General features: G+C 57.4%; 20 protein-coding genes and 1 pseudogene. 8 read left to right on the forward strand and 13 right to left on the reverse strand.

Going from position 1 to position 22,583, the window contains the following annotated elements; genetic code table 11:
• The first annotated feature begins 12 nt into the window (after positions 1 to 12).
• The 4 genes from ON14_RS10065 to ON14_RS16195 all read left to right on the forward strand — a co-directional run bounded on the left by ON14_RS10065 (position 13) and on the right by ON14_RS16195 (position 3,213).
• Positions 13 to 267, forward strand: a complete 255-nt coding sequence (locus ON14_RS10065) for a hypothetical protein (RefSeq protein ID WP_010204900.1) — start codon at positions 13 to 15, stop codon at positions 265 to 267.
• Complete coding sequence (locus ON14_RS10070) at positions 264 to 1,538, forward strand: M23 family metallopeptidase (protein ID WP_010204901.1); 1,275 nt, start codon at positions 264 to 266, stop codon at positions 1,536 to 1,538. The genes ON14_RS10065 and ON14_RS10070 overlap by 4 nt, the downstream gene beginning before the upstream one ends.
• A gap of 191 nt (positions 1,539 to 1,729) precedes the next feature.
• Entirely contained in the window at positions 1,730 to 3,085 is a 1,356-nt protein-coding gene (locus ON14_RS10075) for a multicopper oxidase family protein (protein ID WP_237719702.1), read from the forward strand.
• Entirely contained in the window at positions 3,025 to 3,213 is a 189-nt protein-coding gene (locus ON14_RS16195) for a multicopper oxidase domain-containing protein (protein WP_237719703.1), read from the forward strand. The genes ON14_RS10075 and ON14_RS16195 overlap by 61 nt, the downstream gene beginning before the upstream one ends.
• Positions 3,214 to 3,719: 506 nt before the next feature.
• On the opposite strand, the gene ON14_RS10080 is transcribed toward ON14_RS16195, so the two are convergent.
• The 13 genes and pseudogenes from ON14_RS10080 to ON14_RS10140 form a co-directional block, all read right to left on the reverse strand.
• Positions 3,720 to 5,009, reverse strand: a complete 1,290-nt coding sequence (locus ON14_RS10080; protein ID WP_010204902.1) for an APC family permease — start codon at positions 5,007 to 5,009, stop codon at positions 3,720 to 3,722.
• 48 nt (positions 5,010 to 5,057) lie between these two features.
• Entirely contained in the window at positions 5,058 to 5,933 is an 876-nt protein-coding gene (locus ON14_RS10085) for a hypothetical protein (RefSeq protein ID WP_010204904.1), read from the reverse strand.
• Between the two features lie 69 nt (positions 5,934 to 6,002).
• Positions 6,003 to 6,593 (reverse strand): DUF305 domain-containing protein, encoded by a 591-nt coding sequence (locus tag ON14_RS10090; RefSeq protein ID WP_010204905.1) that lies wholly within the window; start codon positions 6,591 to 6,593, stop codon positions 6,003 to 6,005.
• An 87-nt stretch (positions 6,594 to 6,680) separates the two neighbouring features.
• A complete protein-coding gene (locus tag ON14_RS10095; RefSeq protein ID WP_010204906.1) occupies positions 6,681 to 7,172 on the reverse strand; it encodes a DUF6153 family protein in 492 nt (163 codons plus the stop codon).
• Between the two features lie 37 nt (positions 7,173 to 7,209).
• Positions 7,210 to 9,333, reverse strand: coding sequence for a heavy metal translocating P-type ATPase (locus tag ON14_RS10100; RefSeq protein WP_010204908.1), 2,124 nt, complete (start codon positions 9,331 to 9,333; stop codon positions 7,210 to 7,212).
• A gap of 42 nt (positions 9,334 to 9,375) precedes the next feature.
• Positions 9,376 to 9,759: a heavy-metal-associated domain-containing protein gene (locus ON14_RS16325; protein WP_337459754.1), complete on the reverse strand. Its 384-nt coding sequence runs from the start codon at positions 9,757 to 9,759 to the stop codon at positions 9,376 to 9,378.
• Positions 9,756 to 10,037, reverse strand: a complete 282-nt coding sequence (locus ON14_RS10110) for a metal-sensitive transcriptional regulator (RefSeq protein WP_010204911.1) — start codon at positions 10,035 to 10,037, stop codon at positions 9,756 to 9,758. Before ON14_RS10110 ends, ON14_RS16325 begins: the two co-directional genes overlap by 4 nt.
• A gap of 150 nt (positions 10,038 to 10,187) precedes the next feature.
• On the reverse strand, positions 10,188 to 10,715 hold the full coding sequence (locus ON14_RS16400) for a multicopper oxidase domain-containing protein (RefSeq protein ID WP_337459755.1): 528 nt from the start codon (positions 10,713 to 10,715) through the stop codon (positions 10,188 to 10,190).
• Between the two features lie 60 nt (positions 10,716 to 10,775).
• Positions 10,776 to 11,594 carry a multicopper oxidase family protein gene (locus ON14_RS16405; protein ID WP_337459756.1) on the reverse strand — a complete coding sequence of 273 codons (819 nt, stop codon included), beginning with the start codon at positions 11,592 to 11,594 and terminating at the stop codon, positions 10,776 to 10,778.
• A 1,536-nt stretch (positions 11,595 to 13,130) separates the two neighbouring features.
• Complete coding sequence (locus ON14_RS10125; protein ID WP_010204913.1) at positions 13,131 to 16,853, reverse strand: cutinase family protein; 3,723 nt, start codon at positions 16,851 to 16,853, stop codon at positions 13,131 to 13,133.
• 48 nt (positions 16,854 to 16,901) lie between these two features.
• Positions 16,902 to 17,390 (reverse strand): hypothetical protein, encoded by a 489-nt coding sequence (locus tag ON14_RS10130; protein ID WP_141629992.1) that lies wholly within the window; start codon positions 17,388 to 17,390, stop codon positions 16,902 to 16,904.
• Between the two features lie 75 nt (positions 17,391 to 17,465).
• The gene (locus tag ON14_RS15240; RefSeq protein WP_010204915.1) at positions 17,466 to 17,960 is read right to left on the reverse strand and encodes a hypothetical protein; all 495 of its coding nucleotides are present in this window, start codon (positions 17,958 to 17,960) and stop codon (positions 17,466 to 17,468) included.
• A gap of 321 nt (positions 17,961 to 18,281) precedes the next feature.
• Positions 18,282 to 19,010, reverse strand: a pseudogene (locus ON14_RS10140) (type IV secretory system conjugative DNA transfer family protein); the annotation flags it as partial.
• Positions 19,011 to 19,651: 641 nt separating this feature from the next.
• Here ON14_RS10140 and ON14_RS10145 point away from each other — a divergent pair.
• The 4 genes from ON14_RS10145 (at position 19,652) to ON14_RS10160 (ending at position 22,578) form a co-directional block, all read left to right on the forward strand.
• Positions 19,652 to 20,173, forward strand: a complete 522-nt coding sequence (locus tag ON14_RS10145; RefSeq protein WP_010204917.1) for a hypothetical protein — start codon at positions 19,652 to 19,654, stop codon at positions 20,171 to 20,173.
• A gap of 40 nt (positions 20,174 to 20,213) precedes the next feature.
• On the forward strand, positions 20,214 to 20,543 hold the full coding sequence (locus ON14_RS10150; RefSeq protein WP_010204918.1) for an antibiotic biosynthesis monooxygenase family protein: 330 nt from the start codon (positions 20,214 to 20,216) through the stop codon (positions 20,541 to 20,543).
• A 390-nt stretch (positions 20,544 to 20,933) separates the two neighbouring features.
• Positions 20,934 to 21,971 carry a Fic family protein gene (locus tag ON14_RS10155; protein ID WP_010204923.1) on the forward strand — a complete coding sequence of 346 codons (1,038 nt, stop codon included), beginning with the start codon at positions 20,934 to 20,936 and terminating at the stop codon, positions 21,969 to 21,971.
• 319 nt (positions 21,972 to 22,290) lie between these two features.
• Positions 22,291 to 22,578, forward strand: coding sequence for a WXG100 family type VII secretion target (locus ON14_RS10160; protein WP_010204928.1), 288 nt, complete (start codon positions 22,291 to 22,293; stop codon positions 22,576 to 22,578).
• Positions 22,579 to 22,583 lie beyond the last annotated feature (5 nt).

Below are 22,583 nucleotides of genomic sequence, written 5' to 3' on the forward strand. Positions count from 1 at the left end.
TAGAGGCGAAAGATGAGTTCACGGAGCAAAAAGAACAACGAAGAGTCCCCTGTGGCGAACAGTTGGGATCAACATCGACGAATAGTGCACATAGGCCAAGCCGTCATGCTCGCCGGTGTATTGGTGGCAGCTTCGCACTGGCTCGCTCACCTCGAGGCGTTCGGGCCGGGTCAGCCGCCAGGCTGGCTGGATCTTGCCGCCGGCTACCCCATGGGCGCCACCTTGCTTATCGTCGGCGGGATGCTCGCCGGTCGTAGGCAAACATGAAAGCTATGCATGCGGATGGACGCACCGCTTCACAACTCACGCTGCGGTCTCTAGCCTTTCGAGTCGTCGCCTTCGCCACAGTATTAACGTTCGTGCTGGGGGCTGCGCTGCGCAACGATATCGGCGAGGCTTCTGCAGTTGAGGACTATCCGACGTGGAGTGATGTCGCTGAGGCTCGCAGCAGTGAGGCCGCGACCCAAAAGCTGGTGTCTCGCCTCGAAAGCGCCCTCGTTCGATTGGCAGCGGAGGCTGCCGCAGCCCAAAAAGACGCTGAGGATAAGGGCAACATCTGGCAAGAGGCAGATAACGAATACCAGGCCAAAGCCGCCCAAACTGCAGCGCTTCAAGAGCAAGCGGATGCGGCCAGCACCGAAGCCGATCAGGCTGAGACACGCATCGCTGAGCTTGCTGCGCGGCTTGTTCGCGCTGGCGGGCGGGATATGACTGTGAACCTGCTCATCAACTCGCAGATTGCAGATTCTTTGCTCTACAACTTGGGAATGTCATCGAAGATCTCGCAGCAGACTTCTGCACTCTTTGATCGTGCCGTGCAGGTGCGAAACACTGCTCAGTCGTTGAGCGATGCAGCCGAGGTTGCTCGCACTGAACTCGAGCAGCTCAAGGTCACTGCAGAGAAGGCATTCGATGAGGCTCTGGCGGCCTCGGCGGCCTCGACCGCAGCGCTCGAAGAACAGGAAGAGCGGAAAGTCGAACTTGACTCACAGCTCGCCTCGCTTACTGAAGAGCGCAAGATAACTGAAGAGAGCTATTTAGCCGGTGTTCGTCAACGTGAAGCAGAACGTGCCGCCGCAGCTGCAGCAGCTGCGGCCTCGAACCTCAATGCCGGTGCGATCAGCTCGAGCGGCTGGGCGAGACCTTCAGGCGGCTACATCACTTCTGTCTATGGTTTCAGCTCACAGTATGGGGCGAGGTTCCACAAAGGAGTCGACCTCGGTGCAAACTGCGGAACTAACATGTATGCCGCAGCGAGCGGAACAGTTGTTTATGCGGCGTACGGATGGAACGGCGGCTATGGCAACTACATCATCATTGAGCACGCTAATGGTCTGCGAACCGCTTACGGTCACATCGAGGCTGGCGGAATCGCGGTTTCGACCGGTCAGAACGTGGCGGCCGGATCTAAGATTGCGCGCGTCGGCACTACCGGAAGCTCAACAGGATGCCACCTTCATTTCGAGGTTCGCCCCGGCGGTTGGAACACTACTGATCCGGTGCAGTTCATGGCCGACCGAGGTATCCGCCTTGGTTAGAGCCGGGAGGAGTTGGCCTACTCGAATGTAAAGCTCGGTCGCGCGCTGCGATTGGGCAGTATGCGATGCCTCCAACTAAACAATTCAATCGTGAACGGCGTTCGGCCAGCAAGCGAGCTAACGCTCAGCTGGACTTTCAACCGATCAGAGCCACTCTCACGCACACACTACGTACTCGAAAAGAAATGACTATGACCTCAACGTTCACCAGACGCACCTTTCTCGGCGGACTAGGCGTTGTTGCGGCAACGACCGCACTCGCAGGCTGCGCTACCGGACCATTCGCCGCCACTAAGATCATGCCGACGGATGCACTAATCGCGCAATACGAAGCAAAGCGAGCTACCTCGGGAAGAACTGTTGCGCAGGCGCTCACGGCGGAGAAGTTCAGCACGAAAATTGCCGGAACCACCGTGCAAACCTGGGCATACAACGGTGCACTCACCGGGCCGACGATTCGTGCGCAGGCTGGTGACTTGCTTTCCGTTCAGCTCAAAAATTCGCTCAGCGAAGCAACAAACATTCACTGGCACGGGCTTGCACTTCGCAATAACGCAGACGGTGTTCCCGACGTCACCCAGCAGGCTGTAGCCGCGGGAGCGAACTATGGCTACTCATTCTTGGCTCCTGATCCGGGAACCTACTGGTACCACTCCCATGTCGAGATGCAGCGTGAACGCGCACTTTACGGAGCGCTGATCGTCGAGGACCCGAAGGAGCCCTTGAGCTATGACCGAGAATGGGTTGTCATCCTGGACGACTGGGTCGACGGAATGCCGGGCACTCCAGACGAACTCCTTTCCTCGATCTCTGGCATGTCTGGAATGAACATGGGTGACGGCAGCGGGATGCTGATGGGCTCGTCAAGCGAATATCTCGGCGGCGACGCAGGCGATGTGAAAATTCCGGTACACCTTTTCAACGGAAAGTCCGCTGATGCCCCCGATCAGTTCGAGGCGAAGCGGGGCGACCGTATTCGTTTGCGAATCATCAACGCTGCGGGCGACACTGCGTATCGAATTGGGTTGCAAGGTCAGCAAATCACCCTCACTCACGCCGATGGATTTGCCGTGCAGCAGGTCGATGTCGACGCGGTCGTGGTGGGGATGGGAGAACGGATTGATGCCCTCATCACTGTTACTCAAGACCAGACCGCACTGTTTGCCCTCGCTGAAGGCAAGGGCGGCGGTGCTCTGGGGATCATCTCGGCCGACGGCACTTTCGACGGCCCGCCACCTTTGCCGGCCAAGCTCGAGGGTACAGTCACCGACGGTGGAAAGCTCCGAGCACACGAGTCAGTGCTGCTTCCTGCCAGGGCGGTAGACCGAGTTATCGACATGCAATTGACTGGCGGGATGATGATGTACGACTGGGGGATCAACGGTCGACAATTCGACGCGACCGCACCATTTGACGGTGCCTTTGACATCCGTCTGAACAACGAGTTCGCGTCAACATCAACAACACGACGCTCATGTGGCACCCCATGCACCTTCACGGCCACACCTTCCAACTTGACAACGACGGTGCCCGAAAAGACACCGTGATTGTGCGTCCGGGGCAAATAGTGTCGTTCGAATTCGACGCCGACAACCCGGGCCAATGGCTCACCCACTGTCACAACGCCTACCACGCAGCTCGCGGCATGATGGGTGTGTTCTCGTACGTGCGATAAATGGAGGGCCCGGAAGGAAATCCAGCCGAGGTCGTCCCGCCAGCTTTTTTCGATAGCCGCCGCGGCCGAATTTAGCTCGCACTCTGGGATCATCGTGGTCGGGTTACGGCCAGTCCCCAATTTTTCCCAGTGTATCGGGAACTTCGGCTGAGTTCTGTGGGGATGCTTTTCGGCTAAGGGGTAGTCGACCTGGAGTTCAAATCTCTCCTGGTGTACCAGCGTTCTACTAGTTATGGCAGCCTGCAGAAGTTGCCCTCGTGGCCTTCATCTCTCAGCCGAAGCGTAAAGACTTCAGCTGCTCTCCAAGTCGTGGCGCGTCAGTTGTCCGCTCTGTGGACCCGGTCGTTGTTTTCGCAGTGCACGGCTGGAATGTGTTGACTCGAGTCCGTTGATGGCTGGCGAGGGAATCCGTATCGGAAGGGAGTCGACAAGAAAAGTCACCGGCGCAGGTAACGATCGATGGGACACGTCGATAATCGAGATCCGGTGTCAGCGGGCGAACTGTGTCAGCTTTCCCGGGCCGATCGAGCGCGCACCGCAATCACCTGCGCAGCAATGATCGCTGCCGCAACAACCGCCGCAACCATCACCGTAAACAGATCACTCTGCACCTTGAGGATGGCAAACGGCACGAGAATGGCCAGATCGAGCACGATAGTCAGCGCCGGAAGCCAGATGCGGGCTTTGATTTTCGAACGAAGGTGACGGATGACGCCCCACTGCACTGCCATATCCATTGTCAGGTAAAGGAAGACGCCCATTGATGCGATCTGGCTGAGATCAAGAAACACGGTCACCAGAATTGCGAGCCCGGCGGTGATGACCATCGGTTGCTGCGGAACTGACTTCGGCAACGAGGGTGCCTGCCGAATTTTCTGCAGCATCGCATAGAGCCGCGACACCGAGTAGAGGCTGGCGAGCAAGCCCGACAGGGTGGCGACGACCGCGATCGCAACGGTGATTCCGACACCCCAGGCGCCGAAGAAAGGCTCAGCGGCTTGAGCCAGAGCGTAGTTGCGGGCATCTACTGCGCCGCTCGCCCCGATGCTCGAACTTACCGTGACGGTGATCAGCAGATAGAGAACGGTGCAGATCGCAAGAGAGATCAGAATCGAGCGCGCAATGTTGCGCTTGGGGTCCTGAATGTCATCGCCCTGATTGGTAATGGTTGTGAACCCTTTATAAGCGAGTACACACAGTGTTGTGCCCGCTAGTATCCCGACGATGTCGATCGAATCGCCCGATGACTTCGACAAGAAACCGTCTCCGGCAGACGCCACCCCAATCAGTCCGGCGATTGCGAGCACCGCAATGCCCACAATCTTGAGCACTGCGGTGACTGTTGCCGAACGTTCGACGAGGGTGTTGCCGATGAGGTTCACGATCGCGGCAGTGACGATCGCGGCCACGCCCAATATCGGCACAAGGATTAGCGAGTCTTGCAATCCGAAGGGGCGCAACAGGTAAGTGCCGAAGGTTCTCGCGAGCAGGCTTTCGGCCACCACCATCGACACATACATGAACAGGGAGAACGAACCAGCAGCAACACCAGGCCCGTACGCATCCTTCAGCAGCATTGCGATTCCTCCCGACGAAGGATTCACGCTGGAATATCGGATGTACGAGTAGGAGCTCACGGCGGCCACGATCGCGCCAAGAAGAAAAGCGAGGGGAAAAAAGTCGCCTGCGAACTCAGCGACCTGCCCAACAAGGGCGAAAATTCCCGCACCAATCATCACGCCGGTACCCAACGAGACGGATCCCAATAATGAAATCTTGTTTGAGCGCTCAGACATGCGGTGTCCTTTCAATCCGTGGCGTGGAAGGGCGCGCTAGGGTGGCGATTATTCTGCTGGAATGACGGTAGTCCATGTCCGCCCTCCGTCTCTAGTGATGGCGATGCTGCTTTCGCCTGCGACCGCAATTGCCCCATCGTTGTTCACCACAATTGCTGCGGCACCGCCCTCGATCATGCCGGCCGATGTCCACTCGGCGTCGGGCGCGGTAGACCCAATCCATAGTTCACCATCGGGTGCGATGCCAACTATCCCGCCCTCTCGGGTGGGGTCCGGCGAAATGACTACCAGGGTCGGCCCGGCTAGTGGCGAGAAAGTCTCGCCCCCATCGCGGCTAACCATGAGTCCGTCGGCGGTGGTCGCGGCCAGTACATTCGCGTCATCGCTATCGATGCTGACGTCGCGAGCAGACAGTTCGGATGCTTCGGCGAAGGTACGCCCGCCGTCCGTGCTTCGCAACAGTACGGGGCGATCAGAGGGTAGGCCCACAATGAAATCTGGGTCCGCGGGGGTGGTGCTGAGGTTATGAAAGTCGGTCGTTCCCGCCAGAGATACTTGCTCCCAGCCGGCCTCCGAGTCGTGCTTGACGAGCCCAAGGTGCGGCGTGGCGAAAGAGTCGGGGCTGTCCGCTCCGGGATGACCGGAGACGAAAATGGTCTCGCCTTGAGCCGCTAAGCCCATCGCGTCAAAGGCGACATCACCCACGAGGGTGGTACCGCCACTGTCAAGGTCGACTGTGTAGACACCATCGTGCGACCCAATCAGCAAACCGCCGTTGCTACTGAACGCTATGTCGTGAATGTGTTGAATAGTCGGCGGCGCGGAGGACGAGGTTTCAGGTGCAGTTGAACACGCAGCGACAGTGAGAGAAACGGTGACGCCGAGAATTGTGCCAGCAATCAGCCGACGAGAAATGGAAGTCATTGAGAAAGTCCTTCGTGAGAGAAAGTAGGAGCAGGGCTCGCCGTCGGTGAACGGCGAGCCCTGCTGCGATTACAAGGAGCTGAGGATGTCGCGCATGACGTCGATCTCGCCGGTTTGCGCATCAATGACCTGTTGTGCCAGTTCTACCGCGGCCGAGTTTTGGCCGGCTTCAACTTCCAACAGAGCCATATCGATTGCACCTTCGTGGTGAAGGATCATTTGCTCAAGGAACAGGCGTGACGCTTCGACACCGCTGGCAGATTCCAAATCAGTCATATCAGAATCAGACATCATGCCGTCGCCCTGATCCATCCCAGCCATACCGGAATCAACCTCTACACCCCAGTCGTTAAGCCAACTATTCATGAGAGCAATCTCGGGAGCCTGAGCAGCCTTAACGTCCCGTGCCAGGGTGAGGACTCGCTGGTCGATTCCCTCCTTCATGAGCACCATATCGGCCATCTCAACGGCTTGTTCGTGGTGCGGAATCATCATTGTGGTGAACATGACGTCGGAGCTGTTCGCGTCGGCGACCGTGACCGACTCGGTGGCCGACGAGTCGGGGTTCTGTGTCGAATCGGTCATGGATGTGGTGCATCCGGTGAGCGCTAGTAGTGCTGTCGCGGCGATAGCGGCTGTCGCCGCAAAACGGATCTTCATTGTTGTTCTCCTGATAAGTCAATAATTAGCGCATGACCGAAATGGGCATACGTCGGGCATGTCGAGGCGAAGTCGACAGCGCCCTAATCAGGTTCGACTAATACAGAGAACAGTGAGCGAGGGCGGCCGAGAAACGAAACTGGCAAGCCTTCGGAATGGACTTTTAAAGAGGAGCCGGCTCGACAAAACTGCGGCCCAGCTCTTCATCAGTTTGGGTGCGACCAGCAGCAGGCTCACGGTCAGTAAAGCGAGAACACACCACATCACGGCCATAGACTCATCCTCACCACAACCCACACAATCGAGGCTCGAGGCAGCGAATGCGCCCGCTGCCTCGTGATGGGATGCAGCAGCCGAAGTCGAACTACCGGCAGACATTGCCATCTCGGAGTGAGACACCGACGAAGCGAACGAGTGCATCGCCAAAATTCCGCCAATCACGGCCACGGCGAGAACGACCAAGACAGTTGCTTTCCAGCCCGTGCTGGCCAATCGAGGCAACGTCACGCCGCCAGGCGGTCGAAGCGCCGAAGCACGCGCAGTAGCGCGAGCGTGTCGCGTTGCTGTGATCTGTGTCATGGCAGTTTCCTCGTATCGACCGGCGCTGTGCCTGCCGTTACTGGCTGGTGAACTTTTCGGGGTTCAGATCCAAGCGGCGCAACAACTGTGCGTTCAATGCCACAACGATAGTTGATATCGACATGAGTACAGCACCGACCGACATGGGCAACACGAATCCGATCGGCGCCAATACGCCAGCGGCAAGCGGCACGGAAAGAAGGTTGTAGCCAGCGGCCCACCAGAGGTTCTGTTTCATCTTTCGATACGATGCACGAGAAAGCTCGATTACCGACACCACCGAGCGCGGATCGTCACTGGCAAGGATCACCCCGGCCGAGGCGATAGCTACATCCGTACCCGCACCGATCGCGATTCCCACATCTGCCTGCGCAAGGGCGGGAGCGTCATTAACGCCGTCTCCAACCATCGCAACTTTACGTCCCTCAGCCTGCAACTCTTTAACATTGAGGGCCTTATCTTCCGGCCGAACCCCGGCAAAGTAACGGTCAATTCCGAGTTCTTCTGCAACGGATGCGGCAACAGCCTCCGCATCGCCGGTGATCATCACTACTTGTACACCGCGTTCATGAAGTGCCGCAATCGCATCCCGAGATTCGGACCTCACTTCATCAGCAAGCCTTAAGGCACCGACGACGCTGCCGTCGATCAAAATGTGGAGAATAATCGCGCCCTGCTCAGACCATTCGGCCGTCACCGGAAGCTCAGAGCCACCCTCCTGCTCGAGGAGGTAGGGGCCACCAACCTGAATCGTGCGATCAGCGACGCGAGCGCGAACACCTACCGCGGGAGATGATTCAAAGTCGCTTGACTTCGGTACGGACAGTCCACGCTCGTGTGCTGCCGCGACGATTGCGCGGGCGAGTGGATGCTCGGAGTCAGCTTCTGCGGCGGCCGCCAATGCCAGCAGTCCGTCCGCCTCGAAGCCTTCGGTGGGTTCGATAGCGGTGACAGCGGGGGTGCCCTTGGTGAGCGTTCCGGTCTTGTCGAAGAGAACCGTATCAACGGTGCGCATGCTTTCCAGCGCCAAACGATCTTTGATCAGCACGCCGGCTTTAGCGGCGCGTTCGGTCGATATCGACACCACCAACGGGATAGCGAGGCCGAGAGCGTGGGGGCACGCGATGACGAGCACGGTGATTGTGCGAACTACCGCGGCATCCGGCATCCCGATGAGAGACCAGACCAGAGCAGTAATCGCTCCTGCGCCGAGTGCGAACCAAAAGAGCCATCCGGCAGCACGATCGGCGAGACGCTGCGCACGCGAGGATGAGCTTTGCGCCTCAGCGACGAGCTTCTGAATTCCGGCAAGAGTGGTGTCGTCACCAACCGCGGTGATCTCGACGCGCATCCCGGAATCGGTCGCGACAGTGCCCGCAACGACGGAGTCACCTTCGCTGCGACGGACCGCCCGGGATTCCCCGGTAATCATTGACTCGTCCATACTCGCCGAGCCCTGAACAACCCGTCCGTCCGCAGGAACACGACCACCAGGCCGCACAACAACAACGTCACCAACACGCAACTCTGACGGTGAAACGGTTACCGTCTGATCGCCGTCAACACGCTCAGCTTCATCAGGGATGAGAGCCGCAAGGGAGTCCAACGCCGACGTCGTCTGGGCCAGCGACCGCATCTCTATCCAATGGCCAAGCAGCATGATCACGATAAGTAGCGCGAGCTCCCACCAAAAGTCCAGCCCCTGATCTAGCATGCCCAACGTGGCACCCCACGACGCCACAAAGGCAACGGTGATCGCCAAACCGATCAGGAGCATCATTCCCGGTTGCCTGCTGCGCAGCTCGCTCACCGCGCCTGTCAGGAACGGAGCGCCACCCCACACATACATGACTGTGCCGAGCACAGGAGAAATCCAGACCATCCATGCAGCGGGAAGTTCGTACCCCAGCAGCATCGCGAACATGGGTGAGAACCCGACCACCGGTATCGCAACAACCAACATGATCCAGAACATCCGCCGGAAGCCGGCAACGTGATCGCCATGGCCTCCACCATGGCCAGCACCGTGCTGCTCGTGCCCACCTTTGTGTTGCTGCGATTCGGGCATCTCAGCCGCGGTAGCACTCGGTTCCTGGTGCCGCGAATTCGCGTCAACCGGTGCTGCGTTCGACTTACTGCCGTTATGGTTGTGAGTGCTCATTAGCCAATCCCTGGTGTTGTGGTTGTACTCGGACTCGGCGAGCTAGTTGGATTCGGTGTTGAGAGCCGGCGAAGGCTCTCCCGGGGTTGTTGCCAACGAGTAACCTGCGTCTTCGATTGCGGAACGCACCCGCTCAGGTTCAAGTGCGATCGAGCTCGAAACAGTTGCCGTCGAGACCCCATCCGAAACTAAAGCGACCGTCACACCGAGTACGCCGTCGAGCGAACCAAGTTCCTCGGTCACGCTTGCCACGCAATGCGAGCAGGTCATTCCCTGCACTAGGACCTCTGTCTCGTACGCTCCGGAGTCGGGTTCACGTGCGGGAGCTGACGATGTGGCGCAGCAGCTGCAGTCAGATCCGTCCGTAAGGCCTAGATCTACGCGGTCGATCGAGGTCATGTTCTCTCCTTGTTGGTGTGTTGTCATGAACGTACGAGACGGGCGATCGCTTCGTTGGCTTCGCGGATTTTCTGATCTGCGACAGGTCCACCTTCAGCTGCGGCTTCGGCAACACAATGAGCCAGATGGTCTGCAAGCAGTGTCAGCGCGACTGACTCGAGAGCTTTTGTGGCGGCAGACACCTGAGTCAGTACGTCGATGCAATATTTGTCGGACTCCACCATCCGCTCAATCCCGCGAACCTGTCCTTCAACCCGATGAAGCCGCTTGAGCACGTCATCTTTATTTTGGGCATATCCGTTCATATGGATACCATACCCCCCTAGAGTATTTGATGCATGGAATATCAATCTTGACTGATCCGCGCAACGTGGCCTGACCGAGCAACAACACCGTTTCGGTCAGCTTGCGTTGATAATCCCCATCATCCCGTTGTCTTCGTGGTCGAGAATGTGTCAGTGATACACGGATTTGCCGCTGAAGTCGCTAAACGCGATCCGCACGCGCGTGGTGCTGCGGGCTGGAATGTTCACGACGTCCTGCCACATGATGGTCTCGACAGGGCGCCCATCCTGTTCGACGATCTGCATCGGCCACACATGCAGATGGAGGGGATGATCCAGCGTGCTGGTATTGGTCAGCAGCCATTCCTCCACGCTACCGAATTGCACGGTCGTGTCGATTCGGCCTGCATCGAATGCTTGACCGTTGATGGTGGGGGTCATCATGCCGCCGCCCATTCCCATTCCCATTGTGAAGACCAGCTCGCGCCGGGCAGTTACGGTAACGCTGCGGAGGTCGCGTTGAACCGATTGCTTGGGTATCGCGGCGACTGGGGCAACGGTGTCACCAGCCACGGTGAATGTGGCCAGCGCGATTTTGTCGGTGCTACGCGAGTTGCGGTCTCCCATCATCATTCCGCCGGCTGATCCGCGATCGTAGGGGAGGGCGCTCAGCGTGGAGGTGCCAGCACTTGCAGTCACGAGGAGGTCTGCTCGGTTGCCTGGTGTCAGCGTGACCTCATCAACATTGTGTGCGGATTCTCAACGCCCAGAGTCGATACCAATCAGGGTCAACTGCTGCCCGTCGAGGCGCAGCCGTAGGTAGCGGGATACGCACGCATTGATAATCCGCCATCTTTCCTGTTGGCCAGGGCGGGCATCCAGTCTGGGGGTGAGCTGTCCATTGACCAAGACGAGTTCTCCCTCGCGCCCGGACATTGTGTCCATCGGCGTAGCCGTCGGAATGTTTCCAGCGGAATCGAAGGTGATATCGGAAATGACGAGCACCCGTTCCCGGTCGACCGGGATGGGATCGGGATCATCGACGATGATGGCGCCATAGAGTCCGCCGAACACCTGGTCGGCAACGAAACCGTGATGGTGGGGGTGATACCAGTAAACTCCCGGAGGATGGTTGGCGGGGAGTTCGTACTGGTAATCGAAAGAGTCCCCGGCTGCGATCGTGACAAACACGTTGTCGCTATTGTTTTCGGGCGACACATGGAGGCCGTGCACGTGCAGGTTGCTAGGGTCCGATAGACCATTTCGAAGGCTCACGCTGAGAGTTTCTCCCGCGCGAACGCGAAGTGTCGGGCCGGGTACCCCACCGTTGTAGCTCAACGCCTGTACGTCACGACCCGCGATCGTGACCTGCTGGGGTGAAGACTCGAGGGCAACGGCGAGGGCGCCATTGACACTTCGAAGTTCCGTGGGTTCGACGAGGGCATTCCCGGATGTTGTTGCAAGCGACGACGGGGAACACAGGCGTTGGTTGGCGAAGAAACCAGTCGCGCCCACGGCGGTGCCCGTGATGCCAAGTCCGCCGAGGATCAGGGCGTTGCGGCGACTAAGTTCGGGCATTATGGCGATTCGTCGAGGACCCGTAACTGTTCACGGTACTGTTCCGCGGTGAGTTCCCCACGGGCGAAACGTTCCTCGAGGATTCGCTTTGCATTTGATGAGTCGGCGGGCCGCGAAGAAGATCGTGTGGTGTCGTTCCCGGGCTTATTCGACGCTAAACGAACAATGACATAGATGAGCAAGGCGACGCCTGCTAGCGCCAGCAGACCGTATCCCCAGGCCCATCCCATATTTCCGTAGCCCCACATCATGAGTTATAGATCCTTTCTTGTAGTCACCGTTAGTCGCACCATACTCCTCGAGGTATTAGCGCCGCTGAGTTGGGCCCCACGACTCCGGCAACAGAAGGTGCAGGATGACCAACGGCTCATATCTATCCTCGGCGTGTATCCGACAGATTATGGTGCTGTAAGGAAGTGCCTCAAACTAACTGCTGCTATCTTTGGGCACCGATAACCCAGCATGGTCGCTATCGCGAGACGAATTCGCGTGGCTATCCCTGGGCAGGTTCACTCGCTCTGAAACCGAAGGGCTCGTCGTGTGAAGTGAAGGTACACACTAATCTCCTTAGGGCCTTCGGGAATCGATCGGGTTAGCTTCAGCGTCAGTTGATTGGGGCTGCTGTATAAATAGGTGACGATTGTCGCCTTGGCGGTTCTCAACGTTCAGCTTGTTAGGTGTCGTGATTCCTGAATTAGATTTTCCTGGGCGTAAACGAACCCGCGGCAGTGTGGCACCCGATTTCACCGATACGCTGCAGGCAGGGCCTGTTGCTGAGCAATCACCAGGTTCGCGGTGCCCACATTTCACCCACACTTGGGGAGCATCGTGGTCAGCTCACAGCATCGGAGTCGCGCCCAGTCACCAGCTTTTTACAGCGATTCCGAGCACTTCCACATAGTTCTGCGGAAACGGTTTTCGACTACGGATCAATAGGCCGGGGGTTCAAATCCCTCCGGGCGCACCAAATAAAGCAGGTCTGACCAGCACTTTCTCGTGGAGCGCGGTCGGGCCTGTTTTTCTTTTGCCCACATTTTGCCCACACTTCACAAAGTTCTGGGTCGGATTTCGGCTGAGATGCAGCTTTTGCGACTCGTCCCGGCCCAGTGTTTGCCTGAGATTTGGTCTACCGCGTAGAAGTGACCTATTGACCTATTGACCTCTAATCGAGGGGCGGGAGAAGTAGCCGCTCTCGATGTCCTCATGCGTCACCTATCCGTGCAGCAAACCCGCACTTTCGAGCCTGCCAAGGTCAAGTGTTCGAGCTGGTTGAAGACGATTCGGCCCAGCGCGCCCCGCTTGCGGTGTATTACCGCGAGGTCAGCGCCGTTCTCGAGAAGCCTGCGCGACCACTAATCGCGCGATTTAAGGGGCGGACGCCCGGATCCCGTCACCGTCCCGCCGACTGCTGGTGAAGGCTCGGAGACGTCTCGATAGCAGGCAGCATAAGACCATGAAGTGCTTGCCCAGTTAACTGAGCTGGTTTGCCCAGCGCTCGTAGATGAAGAAAATTTGAAGACATCGTGAGCATGCTCTTTAGGGCTGCCCGGGTTCGTATATCTCTAGCGGTCCGAGTTCCACGGTGTTGGTCGCTCCGCCGTCGTAGACGAATGAGATTGTCGCTCCTTGCGCCAGCAGCGTTTCCAGCGTGGTCGTGGCGTTGTCACCGATTACAGCATTTGTTGACTGAATATCGATGATGTCTGGATTCGAACGGAACATGCTCACGGTGAAGCTACCTGTCACCGTGATCGGTGCACCGTTGGGATCGGTGATGGTGAGGCTATCGAGCGGCCCATTTATATAGCCGCCCTCGGCTTCCAACTGCGTGATGATCGGCAAACGACTGATCACGTTCGGGTTGTCGGAACGGAAATAGTCCGAACCCTGCAACAAGAAAAACACAGTGTTGTCTTGATTGCGGTCGACGATGGTCCGATTCAACGCGTATCGGGTGTCAACGGTGTTCGCTGAGACGACGATGTTGTACACGCGACTGACTTGGCCCGCATCGTTGGTGGCAGTGATGGTGATCGGGAAAGTTCCCTGCTCTAGCGGCATACCTTCCAATCGGCCCGTATCCCAATCGGGGAAGAGCGAGCCGTCCGGGAATACTCCGTCATAAACGATCGTGCCAGGGTCCGCAGATCCCCAGTTGATCACTGGTTTCCACGTCGCGCTGCTTCGATATTCCACGAACCTCGCTGTGGTACCTCCGACGAAAGCGGGAGCCACGACGGGTGCGGGGTAGGCGCTATCAGCTTCTGCCTTTGCCACGTTCATGCTCACGACGTTGGGCTCACCAGTGCCTACTCGGAACGAGACTGTTCCCTCCTGCAGGAACTCTCGCATTGTGCGGTAGTCCCCACCTCCGATGTTTCCATTCAACGTGAACGCCAACGCTCCCGGAGCGTTCGCATCGCCCTCGGCGGCAGTGAGATTCACTAGCGCAGCGGCATTGGTCATTTCAGCGTTACCGATCCAGGTTCGCACGTCTGAAATTGCCGCTGTTGACCAATCAAACAGCGGGTCGGCGGCTTCTGCAAACATAGGCATGGTGGCAGGATCCACCGCTCCGCTGAAGTCGAGTGAGACCGAGTTGTTGGCGGGGTCCGCGACGAAACTCGTTATTGGAGTGCTCGCTGGGGGAGTTGAATTGGCGTCGATGACAAACTCACCGGGTTGAGAGGTTTCAGCGGTCGGTTCGACTTTGAGACGCATACGATCCCCGTTGACCAGCACATCCAGCGTGCCACCCAGCAGGAACTCATCCGCGAATCCCTCTTGCATCGTTTCCCACACAGCTCTGCCCGCAGAATCTACCGAGTCTCCAAACTCCACATCGATTTCAAAACCGTCGTCGATCGTGATGTCCGTGGTAACAGAGGACATATCGAGCGCGAAACTCACCCCAGAGGGCGAGTGGAACGTCGCGTTGTAGGCCCCGCCAATAGAAGCCAGTTCGTTGCTCGCATCCAGCTTGGTCTTAAGCGCGGCTAGTTCTGGAGTGCTGTCACCGCTCAGGTGCAATGCGCGACCGCTGGGTACCCCTTCAACATCAAATGCATGCTCGTAACTGGCTGAATTGGCTCTGACGAGCATCGTCGCTGGAGTCTGTCCGGCCGCGTTGACCGCGACGACTGAGTAGTTGGGCTCCTCCGCGGGATCGAGCGGGATCGTGAACTCGAAGTCCATCAGCCCGTTCTTACCTATTGTGGCTACGGGTGCCAACGATTGCAGAACGGTGCCGTCAGCATCCACCACGTTATAGAACGCGGCAGGCTCACCCTCGCCTGCCGTCCACGCCAAGACTTGTGCGTCGTCTTCCACTATCGAAGCCAGAAGGGGCGAGGCAGGAGCCTCCGTGGGGAGCTCGTCGATCCGAACACTGGTGTTCCACTGCTGCATCACATCGTCCACATACCCCGTGAGTGTCACCTGGTAGATGCCGGATTCTAGGAACTCGATCTCGTACAACGGCCCCATATCGGCAGGTAACGGATCCGGATCCAGTTCTGGCTCTGGTTCCGTCTCATTCATGATTCCGAACCGGGATGCGGATGCACCGCCGCCGTCGTCACCATCGGAAGGCAAAGGCTGGCGGGTGTAAGACCACTGCAAGTTACGTGGCGGTGAATCGGCGAAGAACGGCACAACTTCCTCGGCGTTAAAGGTAGCTTTTTCCCCGACTAAAGATTCGGAGATTCCCGAGATAGGCTCGTCTACTTCTGTCAATGCGGAAACGAAGACTCGCTTGAGCTCTTCAACCATGTAAGCGTTGGTTTCATACTCACCAGGGCGCGACCTCCAACGATCATCCATGATCGCGCTCCACCCCGCAGTTTCGAAGAAGTACTCATTATCCTTTGTGTAAACGCCAGCAGCTCGCAAATTGGCCGGACGGTGACGATCCGTGTAAACAGGGTAAAGAATTCCACTACCGCTTTCCGAAGTGCAATATTGTGAAGCACAGGCTCGTGACCCTGTCAGGGTGAGAGTGATCTTGCGCACACCTGGTCGCCATGACATTTCATCGATCGTATTGACGGCGGAATAAAGTGCGCCGGTTGTCCTACCGCCTTGACTGATGTCTTGGAGAGCATCAATAGCGTCTTGCCCATCGTGGCTAAAGTCGTTCGCAATGTTCACTGCATAGGGATTGTCAGTTGTGACTTCGCCGCCACTCTTGAAATCGACTACCGCGACACGAGAATCGTTGACGTTGTCGGTCACCAGTTCCACAAACTCAGCGGCATCACCCTGAAGCAACGAGACTGCCCCGCCAGCGTTTCCGGTGGAATCCACGACAATGACGACGTCAACAGGTGACGATTCGCCCCACGCCGGCTCAGGGAAGGATATTCCCATGCGAGTGCCTAGTTGGTAAGCAGCAGACGCTGTGTATCCTTTATCGTCATATGATTCGTGTTCCGCGAAGAAGCGCCCGTTATTTGCTTCGTTCGCCCAAGCTTTTATCGGCCATAGGTCGTAAACAGGCGTACCAAAGAAGCTCAGTAGCGTCGAGCTGGTTCGAGTTTGGCACGCAAAGTCCCACTCCACACAAACCGAGATCACTGGTGCATCTGTCAGATCTTCCCAGTTGACAACCGGGCCCGACAGCCCATTCCGAACAGGGCCGAACAGTCCGTTCCGAGAAGGGCTGAAGGTGCCGTAATTTGCGGTTTTGTCCTTTGGGTCAAAGTAAGGGTCGCCGAAGGTCGCGATCCCGGAGACTTGGTCGATTACATCGTCTTCGCCGTCGGCGGCGAGCAATTGCAAGGCGGTTCGCACCACAGCGGCACCTTGGGAGTAGCCTGCCAGTATGTATTGGGTATCTGGGCAGGTAGTGCTCTTTAGGGACATCTCATTCTTGAGATTTACGGCTCCGAGTTGCACTGAGTCGAAAAAGTTCTTCGGGATCTTCCCCTGGTAAGGGGTTCCTCCTGGGTTTTCACTTTCCCAAAAGGCCGCCGCGGGATAGTCCACTCCGCTAAGTTCGACGACTTTGAAGGTGCCAGCGTTTGGGATTGGATCGATGAGGTCCGCCATCTTGTTGGCGAAAGAGAATGTCATCGCCCCCATCCCCGAGGCTTCGGCTGGCTCGTCGGTTCCTCGGGCGCCAATGATTTCAAACGTTGGGCAATCAGGTGAATCGGCAAGAGCACTAGATGGAAGTGCAGCGAGACAGGCCAGAATTGCGACAGTGATTGCCGCGATAGGTCGATTAATCGAATATCCCTCAGTTTGAAAGTTACCCAATAATGTGTGTGGTCTGCTCCTTTGTCAATACCCTCGAAAGTGAGGCAATCAGTCGGTCAGCTCCGTCGAGGGGGACTCGCGGAACTTTACGTACATAGTTCCCTTGGAAGGAAATTCGCACTCATCGGCGGCCAATGACGCTTCCAGCTCTTCCGTATAGTCGCTATAGCCGAGCAAATAGCCCTCCATGCCAACACCGTCGGCGCGCGAGTACGTGAGAGTATCTGGGCGATGGGTTCCGAAATAGCCTGTAGCTTCGAGCTGGGCAGCGACGACTGCAACAATATCGTCGCCCTCAATGACGAAGAAATGGGTGAAGCCGTTGTTTGGGGTGGGCTTGCCTCCGGACCCTTCGCAAAGTACTTCTCCGAGCGTCGGTGCCTGGAATTCCGCCACGGCAGCATCGAGGTTATCTTGGCGCTCTTGCGCCCCATAAGGGTCAAGCAAAAAACAGCCACCGAGTGACAAGGTCATGAGCAGCATCGTTACTGCAGCAACCGCGTGCTTCCCCGCCATGTTCATTTTCTTCTGCGTCATGCAGAAGAGTATGTCAGTTGAAACGCAGATCTGGTCTCGTTTGTGTAGGAATCCTCGACAATTTTTGGACTAGCTCTAGGTGCAATGCTTTCGCATATTTGCTCGAGATAGACAGGGCGATTCATGCATGGCTGGATGTGCTCCAACGGTTCCACTCGTCGGTGTCAGGGAAATCTCGGACGCGACGGTGCGGTGGCCCTGGGTGCACGATCCTCCGGAGATTTGTCGGAGCCGTGCTTGAGCGTTGTGCCAGCGTTCAACGAATCCGACGGGTCCGTAGCCGGCGTCGGTGGTGTCATAGGAGACAGTCCATGCGGTTTGTAATGCGGAGAGCTCTTCTACGAGGGCGTCATGCTTCCACCAGCAATCAGGGATGACGGTCTCGTCAACCGCGTAGCGTTTGCTGATCCACTCGACCCACGAGCGCAGCTCTTCCCATTTCTCAGAGGCGTCTTCGTTCGGTAGCGTTCGCCAGTTCACTGCGATTGCTGCGATCTCTTCGGAGTCTGGTTCGCGGTCGCTTTCTTCTTCGGCGAGGACGTCGTTGATGTCAAAGTCGTCGTAGCTCATGGTTACTCCGTGAGGGGTCTGGTCAGTTTGCGTCGTAGACCACGTAGACCACGTAGGGCGAATGCGCTTGCGACTCGGCGGCTGCGCATGGCGCGCAGTGCCTGGTCGCGTTCGAGAAGGCGATGCAGCAGCTCGTGGTGGGCAGGGTGCAGGCTCACGAGGTCGCGTACTTTTGCAGTTCGGCTGCAGGCGGCGCAACGCAACTCGTTTCCAGCTGCGGTTTCCTCCGCGAACCAGCGGGCTCGGCGGGCGTACCATGCGCGTGAGGCAGATAGCCTGTGCGGTACTTGTTACCCCGTGCCGGCCTGCGAGAGTTCGACATCAGTTCTGGGTTTCCTCGTAGTCCAACTCGAGGGTTTCCTCGGGCTCAGAAAGTACGAGCGGTTCGGCTTTGGCGAACTGCGTGCGGAACTGTTCCTGCTGTTCTGCTTCGGTTGTGCGCTTGCCCGTCGAGATGCTCTTGCTGTCTGCCCGGTCGGTCCATCCGCGCAGATCGAGGAGAGCGCCACGACGGTTTCGGTAGGCCAACAATCCCATCGACTGCGGCATGCGACGGATCTCGTCAACGGTCATTAGCGGAACCCGTTCGAGTTGGTTGCTGGTTGAGGCTCCCTGCTGGTTGTAGCTGTAGGAGGGACGCTTCAGCTGTCGCGTTCCGAGCATCGCTTCGATATCGCCCAGGTGCCCCATATCTGAAGCGCCTCCGAGCAGGATTCTCGCTGTTGCTGCAGAACAGATGGCGTCTGCTTCTGCCTTCGACCAGGCAGTCTCGGCTTGTGAGAGTGCTTGCAAGACGACCATTGTGCAGATTCCGCGGCCGCCACCGTCAGCCATGACCCGTGGCAGCGCTGGCCATGCGAACATATTTGCGATCTCGTCGAGGATCAGCCCCAGTGGCAGGTCGAGCCGTGAGCCGGGTGTTGCTAGTGCTTTGCGGCGTGCGGTTTCCACCACGTCGTCTAGGAGGGCGCCGAGGAAGCCGCCCATCGAGCCTGATCCGCCGCTGGAGCCGATCAGGTAGAGAGTGTTTTCGCCGGAGAGGAATTCGTCGGCGTCGAAGTTCTCGCCACGCTAGGGCGAGGGGGCTTCATTTGAAAAGTCACGAATCTGAGCTCAAAGTTTGCTCGCTTCGTCGAAGCCAGCGGAGTATTTAGCTCGTGTGTAGCCCCTGCTGTGTGTTGAGGAAGTCCGTCGTGGAAGACATTGTCTTGGCCATCCTCGATAAGCAACTCACTAGATGTCGACATTCCTCGACCCAATTTTCCTGAACGCAGTCGATCCTGCGGCAACGTGGCAGCCAACTTCGAAGACGTGGGTCTAAGGCTGCACGTTCTCATTCCCTGATTTCACCGATCTGCTGGAGGCAGAGCACTTTGCCGAGCAATAATCAGATTAGCCGTGCCCACATTTCACCCACACTCGGAGAGCATCGTGGTCAACTCGTGACATCGGGGTCGCACCCAGTCATCAATGTTCTGCAGCGATTTTCGCGACTTCCGCATAGTTCTGCGGGAATGGTTTTCGACTACGGATCAATAGGCCGGGGGTTCAAATCCCTCCGGGCGCACCAGCTGAAAGCCCACATTCGTGTGGGGCTTTCGTCGTTAACTTCTGAGAAGATATCCTCAAGTGCTTCCTCGGCCCGATTTGCGGTGTGACGAGCTACACACGGAGAGAGCTAGGTAACGCGCGTGAATACTGATCTGAATCTTCTGAACGTCAAGCGAGTGCTCGATCTTGCCGCGATTCTGTCGTGGGTCTTGCTCGGAGTCGCGGTGCTGGGGTTACTCGGGTATGTCGTCATTTCGGGGTTAACCGGAACAGCCTTCGCCGCACGGGTACCGATCATTATTGGATTTATCGGCGTCACCATTTCTGCCATCTTGCAGGTGATTTTCGCGAATGCGGCACCGAAGGCGTTTCCTGCTGAGCGCAGGTTGAGGCTGAAAGCATTGCTGGGAATTGCCGCCCCCGGTGTGCTCGCCTTTATTGTGGCCGCCATCAGCTCGCTCGGGGTGCAAGTCATCGCAGGCGTCCGAGACGCCTTCGGTTCTGACGTTCTCTTCGTGCTCGTCGTGCTCGTGTGCGCGCCGCTCACTGGCTTCTTGTTTGATGCGGGCCGAAAGATGTCGGTAGTCGAGAAAAAATATGGCGTCGACGGTGCCGTGCAGCTCTACGACTCCCAACATGAATCGGCGTTATTGCCCCGCTAATTGTGTGTTGTTCCTGTTGCAGCGTCGTTAGAGTGACTCCATGGCATCCACTGAGCAAGGTCGCGTTCTCGAGCACGCGCTTCTTCCGGTCAAGCCCGGCCGTGAGGCGGAGTTCGAAGCGGCTTTCGCCCAAGCGAAGAGCATCATTGCGGCGATGCCGGGATTCCGTGGGCTGACGCTCTCACGCGGGGTCGAGCATCCCGAAACGTATCTGCTGCTCGTGCGGTGGGACACCGTTGACGACCACGAAATCGGCTTTAGGGGTTCACTCGAGTACCAGCAGTGGCGAGCACTGCTACATGAGTTTTACGAACCGTTCCCGGTCGTGGAGCACTTCGATGAGGTCGAGCGGGTTGCGGCCGACGGCTGAGTGACCCGAACCACTTTCGATTGCCGGCCGTAAATCGCGCATTATGGGGCCCGCTGCTGCCTGCGCTAATCCTGGCCCTCGTTTTCTACACCGTTGGGGTTTGGGGCGAGAGAGTGCAGCAAGTGTTCACGCCGTGGCAGACCGAATTCTTCGGTGTTCGCGTCGCATGCTTGTTACTTCCAGAGGTTAGGAGCGTTCTGGTTCTGACTTCCGTGTAACGGAGTCTATTGAAGCAATTTTTACAGATCGACTCGACGTGTAAAAATTTGGGCCCTTTTTTTGCATGTCATGCGCACATGTTGCTACGCATTACAAACGACTTGGCGACCTGCGCACCCCCACAACGAGCTTCCCGAGCTGCCACCAAACGTCGAGATAGAAACGAAGCGAGTGCTAAAAGCAGCGATTGAAGCCCGAACGGCTTTGGCTACTCTGGACCAAGCTGCGCGGCGGATGACTAACCCGACCGTGTTGATCAACTCGATCCCTCTACTCGAAGCGCAGGCGAGTACTGAGATAGAGAACATTGTTACAACCACCGACGACATCTTCAGATTCGCTCAGGATGAGTCGGCGGCGACCAACCCCGCCACAAAAGAGACCCTCAAGTACCGAACAGCTCTCTTTGCCGGAATTCAGTTAATCGAGTCGAGACCTCTATCGTCTACGACCGCGGTCCAGGTGTGCACGATTGTCAACGGCCGCGAGATGGACGTTCGATGGCTGCCGGGAACTTATATCGGTAACCCGGCAACAGGGGCTGCCATCTACACTCCGCCGTCCGGTGAAACTGTAATACGCGACAAGCTTGGCGATTGGGAGAGCTTTCTTCATGAGTCACGCGGCTTAGATCCATTAGTGGTGATGGCAATTGCTCACTACCAATTCGAAGCCATTCATCCCTTCGAGAACGGCAATGGCAGAACCGGTCGAATACTCAACGTTCTGATGCTGATGAGCGCCGGGTTAATCGACCAGCCAATTCTTTATCTCTCCCGGTACATCATCGAAAACAAAGATAAATACTACCGATTGCTGCTTGAAGTGACGAGAGACGGCAACTGGGAAGAATGGATACTCTTCGTTCTTGAAGGGATCCGTCTCACAGCATTGAGCACGGTATCGAAGATTGACCGAATTCAAGACTTGCAAGATGAGACACTCAGCACCATAAGGGAGGTTACTCCCGCAGCCAATGCGGATCTCTTGGCTGTCCTCTTTGAGCAGCCCTACTGTCGCATCACAAATGTGGTTTCACGCTGCCGTGTTTCTAGACCCACAGCAACCAACTGGCTAAATGCACTGGTCCGAGAGGGCATACTCGTCGATGTAAAAGCCGGGCGCGAGCGCATCTTTATCAACTCAAAGTTCTTTCAGCTCTTGATGAAACCCGAGAGTGCCCCAGAGTCTGAGCCGACGCTTTTCTAGGAGAAGAGTGGAAGACCGCCGCAATTAGGCACGGATTATCGTGGGCGCTTCGCGCGTTTGGAGGGCGCGACTAGGGGCACTGGGTGAGGGCGATCTGAAGTCTGGGCGTGCCCACATTTCACCCACACTTGGAGATCATCGTGGTCAGCGCAAGTCATCGCTGTCGCGCCCAGTCACCAGTTTTTCGCGGGAATTCGGGCACTTCCGCATAACTCAGCGGGAACGGTTTTCGATTACGGATCAATAGGCCGGGACTCACAAATCGCCATCCTTATTGGCGGTGCGGCGGCCTCACGCTAGGCTGCTGCTTGGGAGAAAAATGACTCACTTTATTTACGATACTGACAAGATTGGTGAGCTAGGGGGCAGCATCGAGCTCGCGGCACGAGGCATCGAGAGTGACTTGATGAGACTAGAGCTTGAGTTGACCAAACTCGCTGGCACGTGGAGCGGCGAAGCGCAACTGGCATTCGAGAAAGCTCAGGCAGATTGGATGACGTCAATGCGTGAGTTGGAACGCTTGATTGCGGCGGCCTCCGCTGTCTGTGACTTCGCGGTCGAGAAGTATGAGTCAACCGAGGACCTAATCGAGCAGGCGTTTGCATAAAAGCT

The organism is Salinibacterium sp. PAMC 21357 (genome assembly GCF_000247645.1).
In the GTDB taxonomy this organism is placed as follows: Bacteria; Actinomycetota; Actinomycetes; order Actinomycetales; family Microbacteriaceae; genus Rhodoglobus.